This is a genomic window from Sphingomonas sp. PL20 (assembly GCF_017875905.1).
Taxonomy (GTDB): Bacteria; Pseudomonadota; Alphaproteobacteria; order Sphingomonadales; family Sphingomonadaceae; genus Sphingomonas; species Sphingomonas echinoides.
In genome coordinates this window covers 1,711,230-1,734,104 of the sequence record NZ_JAGINH010000002.1, presented here as the reverse complement: position 1 = coordinate 1,734,104, position 22,875 = coordinate 1,711,230, and the positions used below count along the sequence as shown (strand labels likewise).

Sequence of the window (22,875 nt, the reverse complement as noted above, 5' to 3'; positions counted from 1 at the left end):
CGCGTTCCGTGGCACCAAAGACATCGTCGCCCGGAAAGCGCATGCGGTACCTGCCCTCAAAGGATAGACACATTGACGAGAGCAATTTGGCAGAGAAAATAAAAGAATGTTACTGCCGACTTGGCAGGGTCTACCAATCGTCCCACAGCCTCTTACATCAAAGAATCATTTATCAAATTGTGCGGCGCACATACATTACAGATTGATGACAGAACTTCCACATTTACTGTGCTGATTCTTGCAGACGTTGGGTCAATGCCGTCCAAACGAGATCACCCGACAATTCCTTGACGCTATCGGCCCCACATTAGCCACCTGCATCTCTCCCCTCAAAGAGGCCGGGTGGGACTTCAGTCGGCAAAAATCCCACCCGCGCCAACCTTCAGCCGACAAGCGCCAGGGCCGCTGCGCCAATCGTTGCTTTGCAATGGCCCGAGTACATTCTCTTGGTATCGAAGGTGATGGCATCCTTTGCCTTGGTCATGAAGATATCGGTCAGACCCGGCTGTTGCTCGGATCTTTGCAAGACGATCAGATTGACCTGCCGCTCGCTTACCGATGTCGTCATCTCGACACGTTCGGGCCAATAGTCGACCACCCGGTCAAAGGCGTGCTTGATCGCGCCAACCGATATGCCGTCGGGATCGGAAAGAATGCGAGTCCTTGGATCGACCGGCTCGGCACGCTGTGTCGAGCGCGGCGGCTCCTTGGTCCTTTGAGGGATGGAGGGCAGGAACAGCCTGAAGGCATGATCGCCCTCATAGGTATATTCCTTCGGCAACTGCTCCTTCTCGGGATCGAAATTCGTGATCCGTGCGAGGTGGCAATCGAGCACACGCGCCGGCAACATCGTGCTGCCACCCGCAGACTTGCTACCGGCGGCTGCGGCTGTCGTTGCTTGCCGCGCCCGGACCTGTGCCTGGCTGGTCGCCATTCCACCCGACACGGCCGAGCTACACGCCACTAAGCCAAGCACCCAGGCCGCACCATAGGCCCAAACTTTCGCGATCATGGTCCACTCCATCGTTGACGATACTAACAGGCCACGACGAGAGCACTCCCATCCGTGAAATTTGTGCCAGGATTCGACAAAATTTCAACGCGGAAGAGTCGACGTCGCAAGCATAAAAACCGATAGGTACGAGAGCAAATGTCGCATTTTGTTGTTACAAAACTATTACTATTATTGATACAATCAACTAAAATGCGATCATTGCTTATGTTTATTAAATCTATATTTTATATCTTGGCTTATTATTATCGTTTCACGAGTTATATTGCGATCATTATAGATGAGCTTCAAGAATATGGCCCGTTGTCGTACTGTCATCTTCGATCCCGACGACGCGCGACTTTGCGGCGATGGGCTTGGAAAAGCGGGATTGGACGTTGCCGGTGAAGCGCGACGTCGGTCGCGCCAAACCGGCGGGCACCCCGATCGCACACGAACAATCGTCTCTAAGGCGGTCGCCGCAATCGTCTCGGTCGCTTATGCAAACGCGGTCATCGCCACGGCGGTTCAGGCGCAGGATCGACCGCCCCTCCCCCTCGAAGACCGTGCGCAAGCGGTGGAATGCCTAACGCTGGCCGTAGCGTATGAGGCGGGCTTCGAACCGGTGGAGGGACAACAAGCCGTTGCGGAGGTCGTCCTGAATCGCGTGCGGCATCCGGCCTTTCCAAAGTCGGTCTGCGACGTGGTGTTTGCCGGCTCGACGCGAAAGACGGGCTGCCAGTTCACCTTCACCTGCGATGGTTCGATGCGTCGTCGCCTGCCGGACGCCGTGCTTGCGCGCGCGCGCGCGGTTGCAGAACAAGCGATCGACGGCCAGCTCCCCCCCTTGATTGGCGACGCGACCAACTATCATGCCGATTATGTCTCCCCGTATTGGGCACCGACCCTGGTCCGCGTGGTCAAGATCGGGCTCCACATTTTCTATAAGCGCCCCGGCGTCGGCGGAGCGGGTGATCCGCTGGTCGCCCCGACCGCCAGGGCCTCAGCGGCAGCATCGTCAGAGGGTTCGCAGGCCGGCCCCTTCGCGCCCTGGGGTCTTGGACCGGTCACGCCGACGCGCACCGCCCCGTGAGACGGACCGCGCGCTCTGGTCTGCGAGCGCAATTTCACACGCCCTTTCAAAAAGCGATGTGAATATCCTCGGGCGGATCCCCAGCGTGGTAGCGGCGGTACATTTCGGCATATGCCGCTTCGAGCTTTCGCGCCGCATGGTGCGGGTCGAACAGAGTCGAGTGCGTGCGGTTGACGTCCAACTGTGCCCGAATATTTGCCAAGCGCGCCGTGTCGGTCGCTAAAGCGATTGCGAGCGCCTGATAGGCGTCGAAATCTTCGACGATAAGGTCGCACACGTTCAAGGCCGTCAGCAGGCTCGCGCCAACACGCGACGCGAAGCTCCGCCCTGCACAGGTCAGGATCGGAACACCGGCGCGGAGCGCGTCGCTTCCGCTGGTATGGGCATTATAAGGAAACGTATCCAGGAACAGGTCGGCCAATCGCATGCGATCAAGATGCTCGTCGAGCGGCGTGCCCGACGCGAAGATAAGCCGAGACCTGTCGACCCCGCGCGCTTCCGCTTCCCGGGAGAAATTGCTCCGGGCCTCTTCGTGGTCGACCCAAAGCCAAAGCACGCTATCTCCAACCGCACGGAGAACCTTCATCCAAACGTCAAAGACGCTTGGGGTTATTTTGTAGCTCTGGTTGAAACAGCAAAACACAAATCTGTCTTCCGGCAGACCTTGGCTCTGCCGCGTTGCTCGCATCAGCAACGGATGTAATGACCGGTTGGGTTGATAGCTCCCCGGCACATACACGATTTTCTCGGAAAAGCTGTCTCTGCTCTCTGGGGGAATGACGATCTCATCGGCGACGAAATAATCGATAAAGTCCGCCCCCGATGTACCCGGATACCCAAGATAGCCGACTTGGATCGGTGCCGCGCGCTCGGCAAAGATGCCGATACGGCCGTTTTGCGTATACCCCTTAAGGTCGACGGCAATGTCGATCTCCAGATCGCGCGCCCGTTTTGCCACCGCCCGGTCTTCACCCAACTGAACGTTCTCGAATGCGTCGAAGCTCGCCCGTGCGCGGGCGACCCAAGCGTCCTGGCGGCTGCTGCCGAAGCTGAAAGCCGTAAACTCAAACCGATCGCGATCATGCTGTTCCAACGTCTCGACCAGGAGGTGCATGGTTGCATGATTGAAGAAGTCTGCGGAAAAATAGCCGACCCGGATCTTGTCGCGTGCGGGACGGCGAAGGATGGCGGCGGGCTTGGTCGATCCCGTTACCAAATCTCCCAGGTTGCGCGCGGCGCGGGCGTGGAGCTCGGGATCATCCACGAAAGACAGGATGGGAAAGGGCGTCGCGTTGGGATTGCGCGCCTCGACCGCCCGGCGGACCCCCTCCAGCCGGTCCGCGAAGTCGTGCCATTGGCCAAGCTGCATCCCGGCAAACAGTCGATTGGATGCGAGTTCCATGTTCGGACTCAGCGCGGCGGCCTGATCGAAAGCGGCAACGGCTTCGGCATGCCGTCGCATGGACATCAGGGTTTGACCGCGCTTTCGGTGCGCAAGGGCATCGTTGGGTGCGAAGGAAAGCAGATGATCCAGACACGCGATCACGCTGTCATATAGCGCAAACTCGGCCATTGCGTCGGCGAGACCGTGGAGTGCCGGAACATTGTTCAAGTCCTTCTTAAGGACATTTTGCAAACAGCGTCCGCCCTCGTCGGAGCGGCGCTGAAGCGTCAGCAATAGACCAAGACCGAGCTCGGCCTCGATGTAACCAGGGTGCAGCGCGAGGCATCGACGAAACAGCGCCTCCGCCTCTTCGACCTGTTTCTGTCCGGCAAGCACGGTGGCAAGGTTTGCGAGGCATTCAACGTGCGCGGGGTCGACGGCGAGCGTAGCGCGAAACGCACCCACTCCCGCATCGACGCGACCGAGATGGAGCAGCGCGGTGCCGATATTGCATCGCGCCTCAGCATCGCTCGGGTCGAGGTCGACAACCCGTTCGAATGCGACAATCGCTTCCTCATACCGTCGCAGCGCGATCAAGGTATGCGCCTTCATTTTGTAAGCGAGGGGATTGCGCGGTTCTCGCTGGATGACGGTGTCAAACGCCTTCACGGCTTCTTCGAGGTGCCCGAGGTCGCGCAGGAGGTTCGCGCGATTGTTGAGCGCGCTGAGGTTGTCGGGTGCGATCGCCAACGCGCGTTCCACACTGATCAATGCCTGGTCAAATTGGCCGATCCTGGCCAGGGCCGCCCCCCGGAAATCATGGGCTTCGGCCAAGCGAGGGCTCAGGACAATCGCGCGGTCATAGCCGTCAATCGCCGCCATATTTTGGCCGAGGTCGGCCAGCGCATTGGCGCGGTGGTGGTGAAGGTCGGCATTGCCAGGATCAATCGCCAAAGCCTCTTCAAAGGCGCGCAGTGCGTTCGATGGCTTCCCTTTGACGAGGAATTTGACACCGCGTGTCAACAGTTCCCGGAGCTGGGCAGCGCTGCTGCCCGAAGGGCGGATTGCGGTGGCCATCATGACAAATCCTCTGTTCGACTATGAAAAAGCGCTGTTCCGCCGCTGTGCCGCACTTCAATAGGTCGCGAAAAATACGGTCTCATCTTTTAGACACGCTGGGCCCCTGGTCCCGGCAACGATCCGCTCGCTTTTTCCCTCCCGCGAGCGAAGACCGCCGACCGCTCTCCGCCTCATACGGCGACCCGAAAGTCCTCGGGCTCCTTTCCAGACTGATAGCGTTCATACATGCCGACATAGGCGGCCTCGAGTTTTCGCGCTGCGGCTCGCGGATCGAAGAGCGACGAGGTGGCGAGAGTTGTTCTTAGCCGCTCGCGAAGGTTCGCCAGTCTCGACCGGTCGTTGGCGAGCGATATGGCGAGCGCTTTATAATCTTCCATGCTCTCGGTGATCAGCTCGGGCAAGTTTACGGCATTCAGCAAGCTGGCCGCGACCCGAGCGGCAAAGCTTTTGCCGACGCAGGTTACGATGGGAACTCCGGCCCTGAGCGCGTCGCTCCCGCTCGTATGCGCATTATAGGGAAGTGTATCGAGAAACAGGTCGGCCAGGCGCAAGCGATCCAGATGCTCTTCCAGAGGCTTCGCGCGCGCGAAAATGATCCTCGCCGGATCAATGCCGCGGGCTTCAGCTTCTCGCGCCAAATTCTCCCGCGACGAATCGCGTTCAACCCAGAGCCAGAGGACACTGTGCCCGGCATGGCGCAGGATATCCATCCAGACCGAGAAGACCGTGGGCGTGATCTTGTAGTTTTGATTGAAGCAACAAAAGACGATCGCGCCCACTGGCAGCCCGACGCTTTCTCGCGTCTCCTGCCCAAGTAAGGGACGAAGGGCAGCGTTTGGTTGATAGCTGCCGGGAAGATAAACGATGCTTTCCGAATAATATGGCCGGGTCTCCGGACAAATCACGGTATTGTCGGCAAGCAGATAGTCGATGCAGTTCGCCCCAGATGTGCCTGGATAGCCAAGGTAGCTGACCTGTATTGGCGCGGCGCGTTCCGCAAAAATTCCGAAGCGCCCGTTTTGCGTGTAGCCCTTCAGGTCGACGGCAATGTCGATCTCCCTATCGCGCGCCAGTTTGGCGACGGCCTGATCTTCGACCAGACGCACGTCCACAAAGGAGTCGACCGCCGCCTTCGCGCGTTCGCGCCAACCGTCATTCCACTCCTTGCCGAACCAGAAGGCGGAAAGCTCGAAGCGATCCCGGTCATGGGCTTCCAGCGTTTCGACAAACAGGTGCATGGTCGCGTGGTTGTGGAAGTCCGCCGAAAAGTACGCCAATCGGATCTTGTCGTGTCGAACGTGCCGGGCAGCAACGCGAGCGGTCGGTGTGTCGTGGATCGCGGCCGCCAGCTTCGAACAGTTCAAATGAAGGCCCGGATCGTCCACAAATGCGAGGATTGGAAAGGGCAAAATGTCCCTTCGCCGCTGATCTACGGCCGCCCGAACCTGTTCCACCGACTGATCGAAGTCGGCCCATCGCGACAAATGCAGTGCCGCGTACAGTCGGGTCGTCGCGAGCGACGGATCAGGGGCAAGTGTCGCCGCATGGTCTAGCGCCTCGATCGCTTCCGCGTGGCGCGAAAGAAAAACGAGAAGCCCACCGCGCTTGCGATGCGCGCGCACGTCCTCGGGCAAGAATGTCAGAATATGATCGTAACACGTCAGCGCGCTCTCATATTCGCCAAGCTCTTCCAGGGCCTGACCCAGGCCACCCAGCGCGACCCTATTGTTGAGATCCACCTTCAGAACATTTTGGTAGCAACGGCCCGCCTCGTCGAACCGCCGCTGACGCGAAAGCAACGCGCCGAGGCCGAGACCGGCATCGATATTCTTGGGGTAACGCGCGAGACAACGCCGAAAGGCCGCCTCGGCCGCCTCGGAGCGCTTATCGGCCGCAAGCGCGTTGCCCAAGTTGACAAGGCTGTCCGGATGGTTCGCATTGATCGCCAGAGCCGCTTGAAACGCCGCAATGGCTTCGTCCTTCCGGCCAAGCAGGAGTAGCGCGATCCCTGCGTTACAACGGCTATCGGCATCGCTCGGGTCAAGCGCACACACGTGATCAAAGGCGTTGAGCGCCTCTTCGTGGCGGCCAAGCCGCGCCAGCACATTCGCGCGCATCTTGTGCCCAGCGGAGAATGTGGGTGCCCGCTGGACGACGACGTCGAACGCCATCAAAGCTTCTTCCAGTCGACCTAAGTCCTTGAGGATATTGGCGCGATTATTGAGCGCGTTGAATGTGTTCGGGGCGATTGCGAGCGCTCGATCAACACTGGCCAAGGCCTCGTCCAATTGCCCGGCCAGCGACAGCGCCACGCCTCTGAAATCATGGGCTTCGACCAATTGCGGCTTCAGCGCGATGGCCCGATCGTAGCTGGCGATCGCTGGGAAAACCTGTCCAAGATCGCAAAGCGCATTGCCACGATGGCAAAAAGCCTCAGCGCTCGCTGGATCAAGTTTTACCGCTTCCTCAAAGGCGCGCAAAGCATTCGCCGGTTTGCCCTTTTCAATGAATTTGTTACCGCGTTCCAGCAAGGCGCGGACCACACCGTGTCGAGTTCCCATGATCGACGTCGCGTCGCCCATCGCATCAACTCCTCAGGGTGCCACAATACGGTGAGGCAGCGGGAGCGTGACGGTGCCGACCCGAGCAAGCGGCTGATGCGAGAACTTCTTCGTGAACCGCATTATTCATAGGCCCTCACAATATACGGTCGGTCCTTTGCGTTCGTGAGTTCGACGACCATGGCCCGGGTGGCGCGGCCGCCGCCGGGCTGCACGGCATCCACCCTGATCGTGATGGGGCGGTCAACGCGCTTGGACGTGTTTGCAAAGGCGATCTGGGTTCGCTGGCCGGAGAGATCCCGTGCGCGGTTGATCGCAGCGGTGCCGCCCTCGGCACCTTGGTCCATGACCGTAAGCGCGCGGGGATCTGCATATTCCCGGTCGAAGCCGGCCTGGAGGGTATAGGTCGTCACATAGGGGCGAATGCGTTCGATCGTGGTCGCATCGAAACCGCGAACGAGCGCCAGTTCCTCGACCGATGCGATGCGCCCCCCCGCCGGGAAGATGCCGACGGCTCTGTAATACGGTGCCTCCGCGCCGAATGGGCGCTTTTCGGAATCGTCATCAATCCAGTCAAGCAGCGAGTCTCGGGCGATCAGAAGACGGTCACCGCTCAATCCGGCCTGTTCGAGCAACTTCGATGCCTGCTGCTCATTCAGGCGGCCCAGCGGAACCTTGCCCCGTTCGTCTTCGATCGCGATCCGCAAATCCGCATCGGCGAACCGCATCGTGCGCGTGCGGCCATCCGGAGACCAGCGCTCCGTCGCGTCATTCGCCAGCAGCCTGCTGAGGCTGAAGGCGATTCCGGCATCGGCTGCCGCCACCGCCCGCATTTGCGCCTGCTCGGCACCGACATCGGCAAGGCTCATCCGGACCGCCGAAAGAACGATGAGCGCCATGGTCGAGAAGACCGCAATGCTGGCGACCGCGGCGACCAGGGCATATCCCTCTTCCCGCGGCTTCACGGTATTTTTCCCGCAGTTCGAAACGGCTCGAGCGTCCGCAGCTTCGAACGCAATTCCTCGGTGACGGCTCGGCCGTCATCGGGCGTGCGAATGACATGCGGCTTCAGAAGCACGATCAGCTCCGTGCGGTTTTGGGTATTGTTGTGATTGCCGAACAGTGCGCCGACGACCGGGATACGCGACAGCAACGGCAGGCCATTTTTCCCGAAGGTTTTGGAGTCCCGGAACAGGCCTCCGAGCGCGATCACCTGACCATCCTGGACGGCTACCGATGTCGAGATTTTTCGCGTCGAGATCGTCGGGGACGAAGGTGTCGCCGTGCCGCCACCGGTGGGTCCGTTCGGGTTGACGTCGCTCACCTCCTGCGAGATGTCGAGCAGCACCAACCCGCCAGCGTTGACACGCGGGGTGACCTTTAGGATCACACCAGTGTCGCGATACTCGATCGAGTTGACGATCGGCGCATTGGGGTTCTGAATGCTGACGGCGCTCCCCGACGCGATCGGCACCTGGTCGCCGACCTGAAGGGCTGCGGTCTGATTGTTGAGCGTGATCAGCTTGGGCGCCGACACGACCTTCACATTGGTTCGTTGCTCGAGCGCGTTCAATGCGGCCGAAATGCTGTTCCCGGCAAGGAAATAGGAGAAGCCCTCCTTTGTCGGTCCGGTGGGCATCGTCGTGCCATCGGTGATGCGGAAATTGCTTTGCCCGGTCAGCCAGTTCCATTGCACGCCGTAACGCAGCGTATCGGTGAGCGTAACCTCGGTGATCGCGGCTTCGATCATCACCTGGTACGGAGGAATGTCCAATTTTCGCAGGGCGTCCTCAATCTCGGCATAATCGCGCGGGGTCGCGCGAACGACAATCGCGTTATTGACTTCATCGGCGGTGATTTTGCCGCCGGAGGTCTCCTGCGTCCGTTCGGAGGTCGCCGGGGTTGGCGCACCGGGGGCGTTTCGCGCCGGTTGCCCGTTTGCCGGGACCTGCGACTTGGTTGATTGTGCTCCTCCGCCGGTCTGTTCCGAGGTGGCGAACGGGTCGCCATTTTCCGTGCCATCGCGACCGTCGCTATTGCCAAAGGTCTGATTTAACGTGTGCGCGAGGTCGCGCGCGCGCCCGTTCTGAACGCGATAGACGTAGATGCGGCGCTGCGAGCTTTCTCCTTCGCGGTCCAGAACCTCGATCCAGCGACGGACATCTTCAAGATACTGGCCCTGAGCACTCACCGCGAGGATGCCATTGAGCCGCTCCATCGTGATCAGCCGAACAAGGCCGCGAGTCGGGGCATTGTCGGCGTTGATGAGCTTTTCGAGGTCGGGGACAATGAGGCGCGCGTCGGTACGTTCGGGTACGAACAGCGCGAAGCTCATGCGACGCAGCCAATTGACGTCGAACTGTTTCAGGAGGTCGCGCGCACTGCTGCGTTGACCGGTAGTACCCGCGATCGTCACGCGGTGGCCCGGGGCGTCGACGGCGGTGACGACGCCAGGCAGGGCACCGTCGAGCACCTTCTTCACCTCATCGGCATTGATGAACTGGAGGGTGATCACCTCGGTGCCGAAGCCAACCGCCTCGGGCTCGACCGGGGATTGAGCAGCCGCAACGGTGCGCACCAGATAGCCATTGCCGGCCGGTACCAGCGCCAGGTTGGCTGCGCGCAACGCCGTCTCGAACAGGGGGATGATGTCCGAACGCGCGACATCGCCAGGGGTCACCAAAGAGACCTGGCCGTTGACGGCGGGATCAACCTCGATGGGAACCCCGGTCACTTCCCGAACCGACGCTGCCACCGTCCGAATGTCCGCCTTTGGAAGGTTGACACTGATATTGCCCGGCTTGCGCGATTGCGGCTTGGGGGCCGCGAGCGTCGGGGGCGGCACGTCCCCAGCGATGATGGTCGAGCGGACTTGCGGTTCGGCCCGCTCCGCGTCTGCCACGATCGCCGGGGGCTGTGGCACCGCGATCGGCTGAGGCGGCACGCGATCGGCACAACCGGATGTGGCCATGGCCAAAACCGCCGCCCCCGCCAGGAGTTGTTGTCTTGCTCTGGTCACTATTCTCTCTCCTGGGGTGCTGAAATGGCAACGGGTCCTGTCGGCCCGAACCGCACGCTCAGCCGCTCGGCACCGCGCGCGAGCTGCACTTCGTCGCGCGCGATCGAACGAATTCTCCAGCCGCCGAACCTCGCGCCCGTCCTCACCTGCAGAGTGCGGAGGCCGGGGGCCTGAACGATCGCGAACGGCGTCCGTCCGATTTCGATCGAACCGACAACCGAGTAGGCACCGAGCGGCCCCTGTCCCGCATCGCCGGCCTTGGTCGGCGCTGCCGCCGGGGCGAACATATTGCGCGCGAGGATCGGCCTGACGGAGGTCACGGGATCGGGTTGAACCTCGGCCGGATTGGCAAACGGCTTCCCGCGGACGGGACCCGCCTGCGGCAGCACGAGTTCGTTGCCGGCGACCGCCTGGAAAACGAGCGCCGCGCACAGCGGCACCGCCAGCAGGAGCGGCACGCCGGACGACCTATCGAGCGGCGGAAGTGCGAAGGGGAACCGAAGCTTCAATTTCAACATCCATGGTTGAGGACTGGCCAGTCACCACTGCGTCGGTCGCGGTGACCGTCACCGACTCGATGATGACCCAGGGCGGCTGGCTCTGCAGGTCCGACAGCGCGGCGGTAAGCTGGGGTAAGGTCACGCGGGCCGAGGCTCGGGCGCGTGCCCAACCCGCGCGCCCCTCTGCGTCCTTGTCTTCGCGAAATTCGCCGCCGCTCCCTTCGATTGTTCGTTGCAACCGATCCTTGAGCCACTCGCGCCCGCCCTCGACATTCGGCGCGCTGAGGACGAACGAGCCCGCCGCCGAGCGCTGGCGTTCGGCCTCGCGGCGCAAGCTCGGGATCGCCGAGACGGTGCGAAGGTTGTGGAGGTAGGTCAAAGCCAGTTGATCGCGCCTGTCTTCGCGCGCGCTGAATCCGGCGACGATGGGAGCGATCGCCAGATAATAGACGCCAGCCAGGATCGCGAACAGGATCAGGAGGGCGATCAACCGCTGTTCGCGGGGTGAGGTCGGCCGCATCATCGCGGTGCCACCTTTGCGCTGATGTCGAACGGCTCGCCGATCGGCAGCGCGGCCTGGGTTTCGTCCGAAGTGGCGCGAACCTCGACAAACCGCGCCGATCGACGCAGCGCCGTGGCCACGTCCATCTTCGCCGGACGGTACCCAACGAGACGGATCGTCGCGCCATCCCAAACGTAGCGCTGCAGCCACGCCCCCGTCGGCAAGGCGGCACCGACATCGATCATGATGCGCAAAGGATCGTGAGAACGGCGCAAAGATCGCGATTGCCCGATGATACGCCGGTCCTGGTCCGTGCGACGCATGATCGTCTGCGCGATCGTGATCGCAGGCTGCTGCTCCGCGACGATGTGCTCGAAGCGCGCGACCTGAGCAGTATCGCGCCAGATCCACACGGCGATGTTGAGCAGCAGCAAAAGGGCAACCGCGGCCCAGACGAACGGTGTGGCGCTTCGCCGCGGCGCAAGAAGTCCATGCTCCTGCATGCCGGAAACGAAATCAAGCGGTGTCGGATCACCGGCGGTCTGGTCGCTGACGATCGCGAGCGGAACGATGCCGGCCGCCGCGATCGCCGCCACGATCGCGCGAGCCTCGTCGATCGGAAGCCCTGCGACCTCGACCAGGATTTTGCCCGGAACGGCGGCGGGGCCCGCGGCACGCCCCGCGAGAACCGCCGAGCCTGCGGGAATTGGCAAGAGGGTGTCCGCCTCAAGCGCGATCATCCGCTGCAAGTCGTGGTTGCCGAGTGGCGGACGCGTAATCACGCGCGAAAGGCAAAGCCCGTTTGGAACCACAACGATCACGCGCGCGCCCGCTTTTGGGGCTGCCGGGATGCGGCTCGCGCCCGGTCGGGCGACGGGAACGAGCTTTCCGGCCTGGTAGCGGAGATGGGGGCCATTGCCCTTATGCGAGCGCTGGAGCCGGACCGGCACAAAGGAACGCAGCTCCTGCAGCCACCAACGCCACCCCTGCACCAGCCAGCGGCCGATCGTCTGCATGTCGGCATCGAGAAGGACGCGCGCGTTCAACGCCCCTCTCCGCAGCGTCCGGTCGATCCATCGATGAGGCAGGTCGTCGTCGTCGTTGCGCGCGGCCGGATCAGCAAATCGGGCCACTGCCGAGTGTCGCCCACGGGAAAGTCAACGCGGATTCGGATCAGCTCGGGAGGTCGACCCCTGTCCCACCAGAAGGTGAGCCAGGTTCGGTCGCCGCCTGTGATTGGAACACCGCGATAGCTGATCGAAAGGCGGGAGATTCCGCGCAGTACGGTGGTCGGCGACCAACCGACCAGATCGTGCCCGCTGGGATCGACCTGGAGCCTCCTGGTGCTCGTATTGTAGAGAACCAGATCGCCATTTGCGTTCCGCATCAGCAGAAAGCGCTGCAACGCATTGGGTGCCTCACGGTCGGCCGGCGGCGCAATATAGGTCAGCCGGACATCGTTTCCGCCGAACTCGACGACCGGTTCGGCCCGATCGATCCGCGCGATCGGGCGAAGGCGCTCCAGTCCCGTTCGCAGCAATCGCTGGGCGGCGATGACCTCGTCGAGGCCGGTGGCGCTCGCACGTTCTCGAAGCGAGACAAATCCCGCCATCCGCAAACCCGACAGCAGCAAGGCTGCGGCCATACCCATAAGGGCGAGGCCAACCAGCATCTCGATCAGCGTGAAGCCCGCGTCACATCGCTCGGTCGTGCGGGGGGACTGACGGAACATCGGATCAGCGCGCCAGACGCAGGGTACGAACGCTCGTCAATCGTCGACCGGTCGCGCGATCCGCGATGACGATTTGCACCTCCTCAAGCGGAACGGCGGTGTCGCGCGCTCCGTCGCCATGGGCCCGTCGCATCACATCCCAGGTCAGGCCCTGGGTCGCGCCTTTGTCGGCCATTCGGTTTGAATCATTCGGCGCAGCGGCGGCAGCGAGCAACGACTGCGCCAGCAGGACCGCTTCCCTGCGGCGCGTGACATTCTCGGCAAAGCGCGCGTTGGCGATGACCGTCTCGAAATACACGCCCGACATCGCGGCAATCACCGCGAACGCGACCAGCGTTTCGACCAGGCTGAAGCCCGCTTCGGAACTGTCCGGCTTCATCGCACCCGCTCGATCAGCCCGACGGCGCTTTGAATGACGAGCCGTTGGCTATACGTCCCGTCCGTCACCGTGATGTCGCCGCCGGCTGCGCTACCGTCGGCGAAGAACGTGATGCCGCCATTGGGAAGCACGATTGTGGTGGAATCCGGCAGTTGCTCGCGCCGATCGTCATACGCAAAGCGATGGCCGCCTTTTGAGATCAGAAAGCGTATCGTTGCGCCGTTCTCGATGGCGCGCGCCCGCGCCGCGCGCAGGCCGAGCTCAACCTGACGCGCGGAATCAACGAAGGATTGTCGCTGCAGCGCCCGTTCGACCGATGGAAAAACGATGCCTGCCATAAGGGCAAGGATAGCGACAATCACGAGCACCTCGACCAGCGTGAATCCACAGGTTCCGCTGGCGCGGCACCCGATCGGCTTAATAGTTGCCGACATCCTTGGCCTCGCCCGTTCCGCCCGGCTGGCCGTCGGAGCCCAACGAATATACGTCGACATCGCCATGCTCGCCGGGAATGCGCAGCAGATAGGGGCGTCCCCACGGATCGATGACGGCGGTTTGCTCGGGCAGATAGGGCCCATTCCAACTCGGCAGGTTCGGTGGCTGCTTGATCAGCGATTGAACGCCTTCCTCCTGGGTGGGAAAGCGCCCGGCGTCGAGCTTGAAGAGGTTGATCGCCGCAGCGACATTCTTCGCCTGGATCCGAGCGGATTGCGATCGGGAGTTGTCCAGATACTTGATCACCTGCGGCCCGACGATTGCCGCGAGCAACCCAAGGATGGCGAGCACCACCAGCAGCTCGAGGAGCGTGAAACCCGCTTCCCGCTCGTGCTTTCTTCTCTCCATGACGGTCATACCCTTTCTCATGAGGTCAGTGCGAGGTCGTTGAAGCCCAGAATCGCCGACATGATCGAGGCGATGATGCCCGCAACCGTCGCACCAAGAACGACCGTGATCAGCGGCGTGAGGATGCCGATCAGGGTCTCGATGCGGGTACGGATGTCGCGATCGAGCACGTCGGCGAGACGGGTAAGCATCATCCCGAGCTGGGACGTCTCCTCGCCCGTGCGCAGAAAGCCGATGGCCAGCCGCGGCAGGGCACCGGAGGCGGCGAGCGGCGCAGTGAGGCCGCCCCCTTCCTTAACCCCGTCCGCGACCCGACTGACAGCGGCCCTGAGCACCTGGTTCGAGATCGTGCGGCGCGAAAGAATCAGCGCGGCCGGCAACGCCACCTCGCCATCGATCAGCGCCCCGAGCGTGCGGGCGAAACGCGCCGTATCGATGCGCCGAACGAGCTCGCCGAGCAAAGGAAGCGACAGAATGAGGCGATCGCGAGCCAGGCGCACGACCGGCTGACGCATTGCCATGGCGGCACCAGTGCCGAGCAGCCCCACGGCCAGGAGCAGCGCAAGCCCATAATGGCGCAGCAATCGGCTGGCGGACATGACGACGACGGTGGCGGTCGGTAGTTTCTGGGTCGTGCTCGCGAACATGCCTTCGAACTGCGGCACCACGAAGAGCAGCATGAGCAGCACGACGCCGACCGCGATCACCAGTAGCGCGACGGGATAGATCATCGATGAACCGACGAGGCGGCGCAGCGCGGCATCCTGTTCGAGCGTGGCGGCAAGACGCGCCAGCGCCTCGCCCAACCGCCCGTTCGCCTCGCCTGCTTCGGTCATTGCGATCGCCGTGGGGGAGAAAAGGTCGGGCTTCTGCGCCATCGCGCGTGAAAGAGGCGCGCCTTCGCGCACATCGCGCAGGATCTCCGCCAAATAGATCGCGACGCTTTTGTCCTCGACGTTTTCAATCGCCAGCGCGAGCGCGCGATCGAGCTGCAACCCGGCATCGATCAGAACCGCGAGCTCGCTCACACAGGTCGCCGCCGCCGCCCGTGCCTTGCCGCCAACCCGCCGGGTTCGCCCCGGCGCGCGCGGCGGGAGGATCACCAGTTCGAGCGGCGTCGCGCCGGTCCGGCGCAGGTTTGCCACAGCAACGCTGCGATCGGGGGCGTCCATCTCGCCTGACAGCGCGGAGCCGTCCGGTCGGAGCGCGCGGTAGCGAAAGGTCGCCATCACCCTTCCCCGCTCGCCACGCGCAGAACCTCTTCGATCGTGGTCAGGCCTTGGGCAGCCTTCGCAACGCCATCGGCGGCAAGGCTTCGCATTCCGTCCTGTTCGGCGGCGGACAGAATGTCGCGTGTATCCGCCCGGCGGACGATTAAGCGTGAGATCGCGGCATCGACGCGCAGGAATTCGAGGATCGCGACCCGGCCCGAATATCCGCTACCGGCGCATCGGCTGCAGCCCACGGCATGGAAAAGCCGGACGATATTCTGGCTTTCGATGTGGTGCGCAAGGGCTTCGGGTATGCCCCCCTCCAGCCCATAGGGTTCGCGGCAATCGGGGCAAAGGCGGCGCACGAGCCGCTGCGCGAGTACCCCCGCCAACACCGAGCCCAGCAGGAACGGCTCGACCTCCATATCGAGGAGCCGTGACACCGCACCCACTGCGGTGTTGGTATGCAAGGTGGACAGGATCATATGGCCAGTGAGCGCCGCCTGAACCGCGATCTGCGCGGTCTCGATATCCCGGATTTCGCCGACCATCATCACATCCGGATCCTGGCGCAGGAACGATCGCAGCGCTGATCCAAAGGTGAAGCCGATGGCCGGGTTGACTTGGGTCTGGACCACGCCCGGCAAGCGGTATTCAATCGGGTCTTCGACGGTCAGGAGCTTGCGCGACTCGGCATTGAGTTCGGACAGCGCGGCGTAGAGCGTGGTCGTCTTTCCGCTGCCAGTGGGGCCGGTGACCAGCACGATTCCATGGGGCCGCGAAATCGCGTCGCGCATCCGCGCGATGAGCGCCGGGTCGAAGCCGAGCGTTACGAAATCCAGCGCGAGTTTCGATCGATCGAGGATGCGCATGACCACGCTTTCGCCGTGGATCGACGGTGCCGTCGCGACGCGCAGATCGATTTCGTGACCGCGCACGGAAAGGCGCATCCGACCGTCTTGGGGCAAGCGCCGCTCGGCAATATTGAGCCGGGCGGCGACCTTGATTCGCGACACCAAGGGGGCGCGCATGGCTACCGGCAGACGCCCGGCGTTGCGCAGCATGCCGTCGACGCGGAAGCGGATCGACAGACCGTCGTCGCTGGGTTCGATATGGATGTCGGAGGCGCGCTGGTCGACCGCCGTTGCGATCAGGCGATTAACCGCGCGAATCACCGGCGCGTCGCTGACCAGGTCCTTCAGACGCTCAAGGTCTTCGTCGTCAACGACATCGTCCACCTCGTCACCGGCGATGGCTTGTCCCTGATAGAGCCGCTCGATCGCCGCATCGATATCGCTCGCCCGCGCAACCACGCGGACGACGTTCCGGTGAAACATGAACCCGAAGGCCTGGTCCACGAACGGGTCGAACGGATTGGCGACGGCAATGCGGACAACCGCGTCGTCCGCAGCGATCGGCAGCGCGCGCATGTCGCGAAGAAAGGCCAAAGAGAGGTCGGGTCCGTTGACCGCGCGCTCGGGAATCTCGGCACCGCTGATCGACGCCAGTCCCAGATAGTCCGCCATCGCCAAGACCAGCCGGTCCTCCGAGATCATGCCCAACCGCGTGACGACCGCTTCCAGGCGCTCGCCCGACTCGCGCTCGATCATGAGCGCGCGCTGAAGAGCCTCCTCTGGCAGCAGCGACCTTTCGGTGAGCATGTCGGCAAAGGTTCGCACCGACCTCGACGCGCTCACCCGCTCCTCCGGCAACGGACCTGACGGTACTTTGTCACAGGAACTTCCAATATTTTCTGGTTGGGCCGTGCTATCACTCGACATGTACCACCTTCTGGTCGTGCATTACTCCCATTACTGGGATAAATTCTGGATCGGCGGTCTATAGATAGCTATTACCCAGATAATGCTACAATATAATTGCATTTGTATAAGTTCATTTATGCCACTTTGGCATAGATTTGGTTACTCTATACTTTGCGATATTTGAGTGCATGTTTTGGAAAATTTCATTATATAATAATTATGTAACGATAGCACCCTATCTATTCATGGTCGGTTAAAGATCGAGTCGAGGCCGATCATCCTCAATCCTCCACCATCGGATTGAGAAGGCACGTCAGAAATTCCGGTTATCGCCGGACCTATAGGCGTGCCGATATATTGAGAACGGGAACCGCCGGTCCTTGCATAAGGACCGACGCAGCTCTTCGTGATCTTTAGATTCAGAACGATACCACTCCCGGCACTTCGCTTTGGGGGCGGGCGGTCTGCGATCTGATCACAACCGGCACTTGAACGGCAAACGAAGCAAACAGGAGAACGATCATGAAGCGTTTCAAGACCGCGCTGTTCCTGGCGACCGTCGCCAGCTGCGCAATCATCTCGTCAGGCGCGCAGGCGCAAATCACCGCGTCGAATGATGGCGAACTCAAGCTGCACGGAACGGGTGCCACGTCGATCCAGAACGTGCTCGTGCAGGAACTGAACTGCGTTGGTGGCTCTGAGCCGCTCGGCGTGATCGGCTCCACCACAGCTGCCGGCACCACGACCACGGTTGCCGAACCAACCAACCTCAGCACCCCCGCCGGCACTTTCGACTGCTCGACGCAGGATCTCAATACCGGCTTCGCCGCGCGCTATGTCGCTTCGGGTTCGGGCCAGGGCCGTTCCGCCTGGGACGCAGTAGGCGCGGTCAGTGCGACTCCGGCCTTCACGCACACCGGAACGCAGGCGAACCCAAATCCGTTCGGCGACTGGAGCACGGTCCAGTTCGCTTTCGCCGATAACGCCCCGACCCTCACCGAAATCGCGACCTTCACCGGCAATACGGCAGGCCTGACCGGCCCGTCGGCAGCGGCTGGCGGTGCGCCGGTCGTGTTCCCGAAGTTCGTGCTTCCAGTCGCCGTCGCTTATGCGCCGGTCTATGGCCACAACAACTCGACCAACCAGGACTATGCCTTCAACATCAACACGACCGGCGGTTCGCCAACGACGATCAATGGCAATGCCGTCGGTGGCCTGCGTTTGAGCCGCACGACGTTCTGCGGCATCTTCGCCGGGACCATCACGAACTATAACGACACGAACTTCACCACCGACAATAACAGCACGAGCCTGCGCGATCCGAACGACGATTCGTCGCGCTGGACCAACGACGGCGTGCCGGTGCGTCTGGTCGGTCGCCTCGATCGTTCGGGCACGACCGATATCTTCACGCGTGCGGTCGCCGCACAGTGCGGCGGTGCCTATACCCAGCACGCCGAAACGCTGCCTTACATCAAGGCTTCGTCCGGCCAACCGGACTTCACGAGCGCACGTCCCGACACGGGCCTGCGGTTCCTGGGCAGCGACACCAATGCCAGCAACAACACCGTCAATCTCGTCTCGAACCAATATTATAACCGCAGCACCAACACCTATGTAACGGTGAACGATGCGTCGGGTGCGGCGGCGGGTACGGCGGCCTATCCCAACCCCAATTCGACGCCGGTCGTCAACGGCACCGGGGTTTTCCTGGTCGCCAATGGCAGCGGCGCGCTTGCGGCGGCGATCAACAAGGCACCCGACTGGCGTTCGGCGTCGTGGTTCTCGGCCGCATCCTCCACGAACAACGTCGATCTCAACGGCAAGATCGGCTATATCGGTGCTGACTTCCTGAACGGATCGCCGACGGGTGCCGGGCTCTTTGCCGCTGCCCTCAAGAATAATACCTCCGGTGCGTGGGTGCTGCCAAGCGCCGCAGACGCAACAACGGCGTTCGGCACGATTGCGCCGCCGCAATCCAATGCCTCCGGCAACTACACGACCAGCCCTGCCGACACGCGCGTCGTGTCGATCCCGGGCTATCTGAACGGCGGAACGGATACGACGGGTGCGGCAAAGCGCAACAACCCGCTCGCCTGGTACGGGGTGCTCTATGTCGGCACGGGGCTGGCCGATCCGAGTGTCGGCTATCCGATCACGGGGACGACGCAGTTCCTTGGCTATAGCTGCTACAAGGCCGATGCCAACGGCTCCAACCGCGATGCGATCCTCAACATGCTCGGCTGGAACACCGGTTTTAGAACGTTCGATTCGAGCAGCGCTGACCGCACGGGCATCTTCACCGATAGCACGAACGGGTTGCTCGCCCGGTCGAACATCGGCGCGCTGCCCTCGAACTGGCGGACGGCGATCAACCAAACGTTCCTCGGGAACGGCTCGGGGCTCGGCTTGAATATCCAGGCAGGCGGTGCCAGCGGCAAATGTTCGGCGGCAGCCGGCATTTAACCGGTCCACTTCCTATGCGGCCCCGGACGTATGTCCGGGGCCGTACTTTTTATCGTCTTTGGAAAGCGCACGCCCCGAGGCAGCGGAGCGTATGGCACAGCGTTCGCCAGAGCGGCATGATTAACGTTGCCCCGTTCGTTTCGAGCGTGGGTCGAGAAACCGCAACATCGCTGTGCCAGACGTTACGACCGCGCTCGAAACCAACGCAAGGGATGGTTTCGGGAGACCTCATCCGCCGCCAGGGTCGAGGTGTTAAGAGTCGACCAAATAGCCGAGCCGCTTGATCGCCGATTCGAGGAGCGGCACTACCGGCTCGAGCTGCTTGCGATAATTGCGATAGCGATAGCGGGATCGCGTATAGAGCTTCTCCGTCACCTGCGCATAGCTTGCCGTCCGCGCGTGGCGCGCATTTTCGTGAAATGCCAGCGTTTGCGCATCGAACGGCTCGCCAATAAAGTCGAGCATCGACCGCACCTCCTGCACCTGGCCGGTCACGAGATCCTCATAGCGCACGGCGTGATAGCGGAGCGGCATCACCGCGCGATACTGGGCGACCAGATCGGCGATCAGCGCATAATGCTGGGCGGCGGTCTCAAGCGCATAGGCGCAGAAAAAGCCGTGCGTGAGACCATTGGAGAACACCGAGAGCACCACGTCGAGCGGGTGGCGGACGAGGTGGATGATCGGCGATTGCGGAAAGAGAAGATGGATCAGCCCGAGATGCGTCTCGTTGAGCGGCATCTTGTCGGTGAACCAGCGGCGCTTTGGGTCGATGGCACCAAATTGCATCGCCTCGTTGAGATAGAGATCGCGCAAGGTGTCAACATGGCGCCGACGGTCGCCCAGCCACAACTCGCTGAGTGCGGTCGGATAGGCAGCGGGGCTGCCCAGCAGCATTTGCGCGCGTGCCGTGATGGCGTTGATGATCGGCAGTTCGTCGCCAGCGGCGATGTTGGGGTGCGAACTGAGCGTCTGCTCGACCAGCGTCGTGCCGGACCGGGGAAAGCCGATGATGAAGATCGGTTGCGGGCTGTCTTCCCGAACGGCGGCGCGCGGCAACAGCCGCGTTCGTCCTTCGGTGAAGAAATCGCGGAGCGACGCCACCAGCGTGCTCGCTTCGTCGCGTTGATAGCTTTGCCCACTCGTCTCGCGCAACCACGCCTTGTACATCGAAAAACACTCGAACGCTTCGTCGAAGCGACCAAGCGAATCCAGAATCTGCCCTTTGCGCAACAGCGCGCCCGACTCGTCCGCACTCGTCCGGGCGGGTGACGCCAGCGCTTCCAGCGCCCGCTCGGGCTGATCGACGCGACGATACAGGCCAGCGCGTGTTGCGGCCACTGCGGGGTTGCGCGGTTCCAGCGCGCTCGCTTCGTCGACCAAAGCGAATGCGGTGGAAAAATCCCGCACCCGCTCTTCCAGCCCGGCCCATTCCAGCAACATCGCGCACGTGAGCGCCTTTCTGGACCGCAGGCTTTCGAAGATTGCCCGCGCTTCGTCGAATTTCCCCTGGTCACGCAACGCCTGCGCCATGGCCACCTGCAGGTCGGGCGCATTCGCTTTTTCCGGTGCGGACAGCTGCACCGCCAGGCGCAAGTGATATTCGGCCGCCGAGGCATTATCGATCGCGAGGAAGATGCGTCCCATCAGCGCGTGCGCCACCGGCTCTTCGGGGGCCAGGCGGACCAGCATCCTGCCATGCAATTGGGCATGGGCAAGATCGCCATGCTGCAAAAAATAGGTCGTCGCGACCGATCGCACCACCGCATCGTTCTGGTGGATGTGGGCCATGCGATGCACCACCGATGCGGCAGCCTGCCACTTCTCGGCATCGCGCAGGATATTGAACAGGGCACCGAGCGCGTCGCGCTGCCCCGGCGATTCTTCCAGCACCGCGATCGCCAACCGATGCGCGGCGTCGCGATCCCCGGCATGGTAAGCATGCGTCAGCGCGGTGAGCGCTTCGGCATGGTGTTCCGGTGGAACTGCCTCGACCCGTGCAAGATCCAGCCCACAGCAGGACATACGACCGAGGCCCGAGCCACACACGCAAGCCTCGGCCAGGAGCCCCGGCATTTCCTGCGCTTTCATCACCCAATCACACCATTTCTCGCAAAGGAGTGGCCCGGGCAGATCGCCCGGGCCAGACAGGTCAGGCCGCTATGCGCAGTTGCGGTCGGGTCCAGGACGGGACGACCATCGCCAGCTCGACCTCGATCATCGTCGGCGCGTCTACGCCCGGCAGTGCCGCGTCGCCATTGGTCCAGCGCCAGCCATGGTCGTCATGCCGCTCCGCCGGATAGAAGCCCGCACCGAAGCTGTCGGACTCGAGCGCGACGGATTCGCCATCGATCAGCAGCCGCGACACGGCGACGCCCAGCCGGCGACCGTCCCCGAGCCCCGGCACGACCTGCGACAGCACGCCATTGTTCGAGCGCAGCCGCAGCTCGGAGGCCGCAGGCACGGCGAACTGATAGCGATTGCCCGCGCGATAGACGGGCGCGAAGCTGGTGCCGTCGGCGAGGATGGTCAGCTCGGCATCCTCGGTACGGGTCCAGCCGAGCTGCTCGGCGCGGTCGTGCAGCCGCTGCTGGATTTCGAGCAATTGCGGCCCCGCCGCCACCATCGGCGCGCAGGCATCGTCCCAGCTCTTGGGGTCCAGCCGACCGTGCATCTGCGTGAAGTCATCGGCGTTGGCGAAGCTCGCGCGATTGCCGTCGTCAAGATAGGATTCGCACGGCAGCCCCTCGGCCAGCAGCACATCATGGCTGTCGAGTTCGACATGGAAATAGCGGACCAGTTCGACCTCTTCCTGCACGATCGTCGCGCCATTGACGAGATGGCCGGCGGGCACGAGCACGCCGTCGACGAGGATCGCGTGGCCGGGCGACACGCGCAGATCACGCTCGGGCTGGTTGGGGCCGAAGGCATGGGCCGTGATGCGCACGGGATTGACCTCGCCCGGGCGGACGTGGCGCCACGGACGCGCGAGCATCTGGCCGATCCACTTCACCGGCCGAACCGCGCCCGAGGCCGTCAACACTTTGTCGCCGATCGTCAACGCTTCGACCGTCACCTGCCCTGTCGCAGTCGCGATGCTTGTGCCTTCCGCAAAGCACACCGCCACTTGATAGACCGATGCGTCATAGCCGAACGTCACCGGAAAATCGAAATTCGTCGGGGAAAACCCGTTAAGACTAAGAATATAACCATATCCTGTCACAGCATAGTTAATTTGAGTAGTATAGCTAGGGGGAATAAGTAATATTCCCTTGTCCGAAAACCCTTCTATGACGAATAGTTTTCCAGGGAGCCCTGAAAATTTCAAAGCTCCAAAGTGAGGTGGTTCAT

General features: G+C 62.4%; 18 protein-coding genes. 2 read left to right on the top strand and 16 right to left on the bottom strand.

From position 1 onward, the window contains the following. Positions 1–382 precede the first annotated feature (382 nt). Positions 383–1,012, bottom strand: coding sequence for a hypothetical protein (locus tag H4W01_RS07835; protein WP_209610580.1), 630 nt, complete (start codon positions 1,010–1,012; stop codon positions 383–385). A gap of 280 nt (positions 1,013–1,292) precedes the next feature. On the opposite strand from H4W01_RS07835, the gene H4W01_RS07830 reads away from it, so the two are divergent. Then, the gene (locus H4W01_RS07830) at positions 1,293–2,084 is read left to right on the top strand and encodes a cell wall hydrolase (RefSeq protein WP_334685201.1); all 792 of its coding nucleotides are present in this window, start codon (positions 1,293–1,295) and stop codon (positions 2,082–2,084) included. A 46-nt stretch (positions 2,085–2,130) separates the two neighbouring features. Here H4W01_RS07830 and H4W01_RS07825 read toward each other — a convergent pair whose 3' ends face one another. From H4W01_RS07825 to H4W01_RS07765, 13 genes are all read right to left on the bottom strand, one after another. Continuing rightward, positions 2,131–4,548, bottom strand: coding sequence for a tetratricopeptide repeat protein (locus H4W01_RS07825; RefSeq protein ID WP_209610579.1), 2,418 nt, complete (start codon positions 4,546–4,548; stop codon positions 2,131–2,133). Positions 4,549–4,718: 170 nt separating this feature from the next. Continuing rightward, on the bottom strand, positions 4,719–7,130 hold the full coding sequence (locus H4W01_RS07820) for a tetratricopeptide repeat protein (protein ID WP_209610578.1): 2,412 nt from the start codon (positions 7,128–7,130) through the stop codon (positions 4,719–4,721). Positions 7,131–7,231: 101 nt separating this feature from the next. Next, complete coding sequence (locus H4W01_RS07815; protein WP_209610577.1) at positions 7,232–8,074, bottom strand: general secretion pathway protein GspK; 843 nt, start codon at positions 8,072–8,074, stop codon at positions 7,232–7,234. Continuing rightward, entirely contained in the window at positions 8,071–10,080 is a 2,010-nt protein-coding gene (gene gspD / locus H4W01_RS07810; protein WP_209610576.1) for a type II secretion system secretin GspD, read from the bottom strand. The genes H4W01_RS07815 and gspD overlap by 4 nt, the downstream gene beginning before the upstream one ends. Positions 10,081–10,127: 47 nt before the next feature. Beyond that, on the bottom strand, positions 10,128–10,586 hold the full coding sequence (locus H4W01_RS07805; protein ID WP_209610575.1) for a hypothetical protein: 459 nt from the start codon (positions 10,584–10,586) through the stop codon (positions 10,128–10,130). A gap of 10 nt (positions 10,587–10,596) precedes the next feature. Then, positions 10,597–11,151: a type II secretion system protein GspM gene (gene gspM / locus H4W01_RS07800; protein WP_209610574.1), complete on the bottom strand. Its 555-nt coding sequence runs from the start codon at positions 11,149–11,151 to the stop codon at positions 10,597–10,599. Then, entirely contained in the window at positions 11,148–12,176 is a 1,029-nt protein-coding gene (locus tag H4W01_RS07795) for a hypothetical protein (RefSeq protein WP_209610573.1), read from the bottom strand. The genes gspM and H4W01_RS07795 overlap by 4 nt, the downstream gene beginning before the upstream one ends. Continuing rightward, positions 12,173–12,862: a prepilin-type N-terminal cleavage/methylation domain-containing protein gene (locus H4W01_RS07790; protein ID WP_209610572.1), complete on the bottom strand. Its 690-nt coding sequence runs from the start codon at positions 12,860–12,862 to the stop codon at positions 12,173–12,175. Before H4W01_RS07790 ends, H4W01_RS07795 begins: the two co-directional genes overlap by 4 nt. Positions 12,863–12,866: 4 nt before the next feature. Continuing rightward, positions 12,867–13,241 carry a prepilin-type N-terminal cleavage/methylation domain-containing protein gene (locus tag H4W01_RS07785; protein ID WP_209610571.1) on the bottom strand — a complete coding sequence of 125 codons (375 nt, stop codon included), beginning with the start codon at positions 13,239–13,241 and terminating at the stop codon, positions 12,867–12,869. Next, positions 13,238–13,675 carry a pilus assembly FimT family protein gene (locus tag H4W01_RS07780; protein WP_334685421.1) on the bottom strand — a complete coding sequence of 146 codons (438 nt, stop codon included), beginning with the start codon at positions 13,673–13,675 and terminating at the stop codon, positions 13,238–13,240. The genes H4W01_RS07785 and H4W01_RS07780 overlap by 4 nt, the downstream gene beginning before the upstream one ends. Continuing rightward, positions 13,659–14,093 (bottom strand): type II secretion system major pseudopilin GspG, encoded by a 435-nt coding sequence (gene gspG, locus H4W01_RS07775; RefSeq protein ID WP_209610569.1) that lies wholly within the window; start codon positions 14,091–14,093, stop codon positions 13,659–13,661. The genes H4W01_RS07780 and gspG overlap by 17 nt, the downstream gene beginning before the upstream one ends. An 8-nt stretch (positions 14,094–14,101) precedes the next feature. Continuing rightward, positions 14,102–15,313 (bottom strand): type II secretion system F family protein, encoded by a 1,212-nt coding sequence (locus tag H4W01_RS07770; RefSeq protein WP_209610568.1) that lies wholly within the window; start codon positions 15,311–15,313, stop codon positions 14,102–14,104. Beyond that, positions 15,313–16,992, bottom strand: a complete 1,680-nt coding sequence (locus H4W01_RS07765; RefSeq protein ID WP_334685200.1) for a GspE/PulE family protein — start codon at positions 16,990–16,992, stop codon at positions 15,313–15,315. Before H4W01_RS07765 ends, H4W01_RS07770 begins: the two co-directional genes overlap by 1 nt. Positions 16,993–17,580: 588 nt before the next feature. Between H4W01_RS07765 and H4W01_RS07760 the strand changes: the two genes are divergently transcribed. After that, positions 17,581–19,524, top strand: a complete 1,944-nt coding sequence (locus tag H4W01_RS07760) for a substrate-binding domain-containing protein (RefSeq protein ID WP_209610566.1) — start codon at positions 17,581–17,583, stop codon at positions 19,522–19,524. A gap of 252 nt (positions 19,525–19,776) precedes the next feature. Here H4W01_RS07760 and H4W01_RS07755 read toward each other — a convergent pair whose 3' ends face one another. Together H4W01_RS07755 and H4W01_RS07750 are read right to left on the bottom strand one after the other, a co-directional pair. Continuing rightward, positions 19,777–21,600, bottom strand: coding sequence for a tetratricopeptide repeat-containing sulfotransferase family protein (locus H4W01_RS07755; protein WP_209610565.1), 1,824 nt, complete (start codon positions 21,598–21,600; stop codon positions 19,777–19,779). 76 nt (positions 21,601–21,676) lie between these two features. Continuing rightward, positions 21,677–22,684, bottom strand: a complete 1,008-nt coding sequence (locus H4W01_RS07750) for a Hint domain-containing protein (RefSeq protein WP_209610564.1) — start codon at positions 22,682–22,684, stop codon at positions 21,677–21,679. Between the last annotated feature and the right edge of the window lie 191 nt (positions 22,685–22,875).

Excerpts from the sequence above, each read along its gene's own strand:
- H4W01_RS07820 (WP_209610578.1), bottom strand. The coding sequence starts at position 7,130 with ATGGGCGACGCGACGTCGATCATGGGAACTCGACACGGTGTGGTCCGC.
- H4W01_RS07760 (WP_209610566.1), top strand. The coding sequence starts at position 17,581 with ATGAAGCGTTTCAAGACCGCGCTGTTCCTGGCGACCGTCGCCAGCTGC.
- gspG (WP_209610569.1), bottom strand. The coding sequence starts at position 14,093 with ATGACCGTCATGGAGAGAAGAAAGCACGAGCGGGAAGCGGGTTTCACG.
- H4W01_RS07785 (WP_209610571.1), bottom strand. The coding sequence starts at position 13,241 with ATGAAGCCGGACAGTTCCGAAGCGGGCTTCAGCCTGGTCGAAACGCTG.
- H4W01_RS07790 (WP_209610572.1), bottom strand. The coding sequence starts at position 12,862 with ATGTTCCGTCAGTCCCCCCGCACGACCGAGCGATGTGACGCGGGCTTC.
- gspM (WP_209610574.1), bottom strand. The coding sequence starts at position 11,151 with ATGATGCGGCCGACCTCACCCCGCGAACAGCGGTTGATCGCCCTCCTG.
- H4W01_RS07755 (WP_209610565.1), bottom strand. The coding sequence starts at position 21,600 with ATGCCGGGGCTCCTGGCCGAGGCTTGCGTGTGTGGCTCGGGCCTCGGT.
- H4W01_RS07770 (WP_209610568.1), bottom strand. The coding sequence starts at position 15,313 with ATGGCGACCTTTCGCTACCGCGCGCTCCGACCGGACGGCTCCGCGCTG.
- H4W01_RS07835 (WP_209610580.1), bottom strand. The coding sequence starts at position 1,012 with ATGATCGCGAAAGTTTGGGCCTATGGTGCGGCCTGGGTGCTTGGCTTA.
- H4W01_RS07780 (WP_334685421.1), bottom strand. The coding sequence starts at position 13,675 with ATGTCGGCAACTATTAAGCCGATCGGGTGCCGCGCCAGCGGAACCTGT.
- H4W01_RS07830 (WP_334685201.1), top strand. The coding sequence starts at position 1,293 with ATGAGCTTCAAGAATATGGCCCGTTGTCGTACTGTCATCTTCGATCCC.
- gspD (WP_209610576.1), bottom strand. The coding sequence starts at position 10,080 with ATGGCCACATCCGGTTGTGCCGATCGCGTGCCGCCTCAGCCGATCGCG.
- H4W01_RS07825 (WP_209610579.1), bottom strand. The coding sequence starts at position 4,548 with ATGATGGCCACCGCAATCCGCCCTTCGGGCAGCAGCGCTGCCCAGCTC.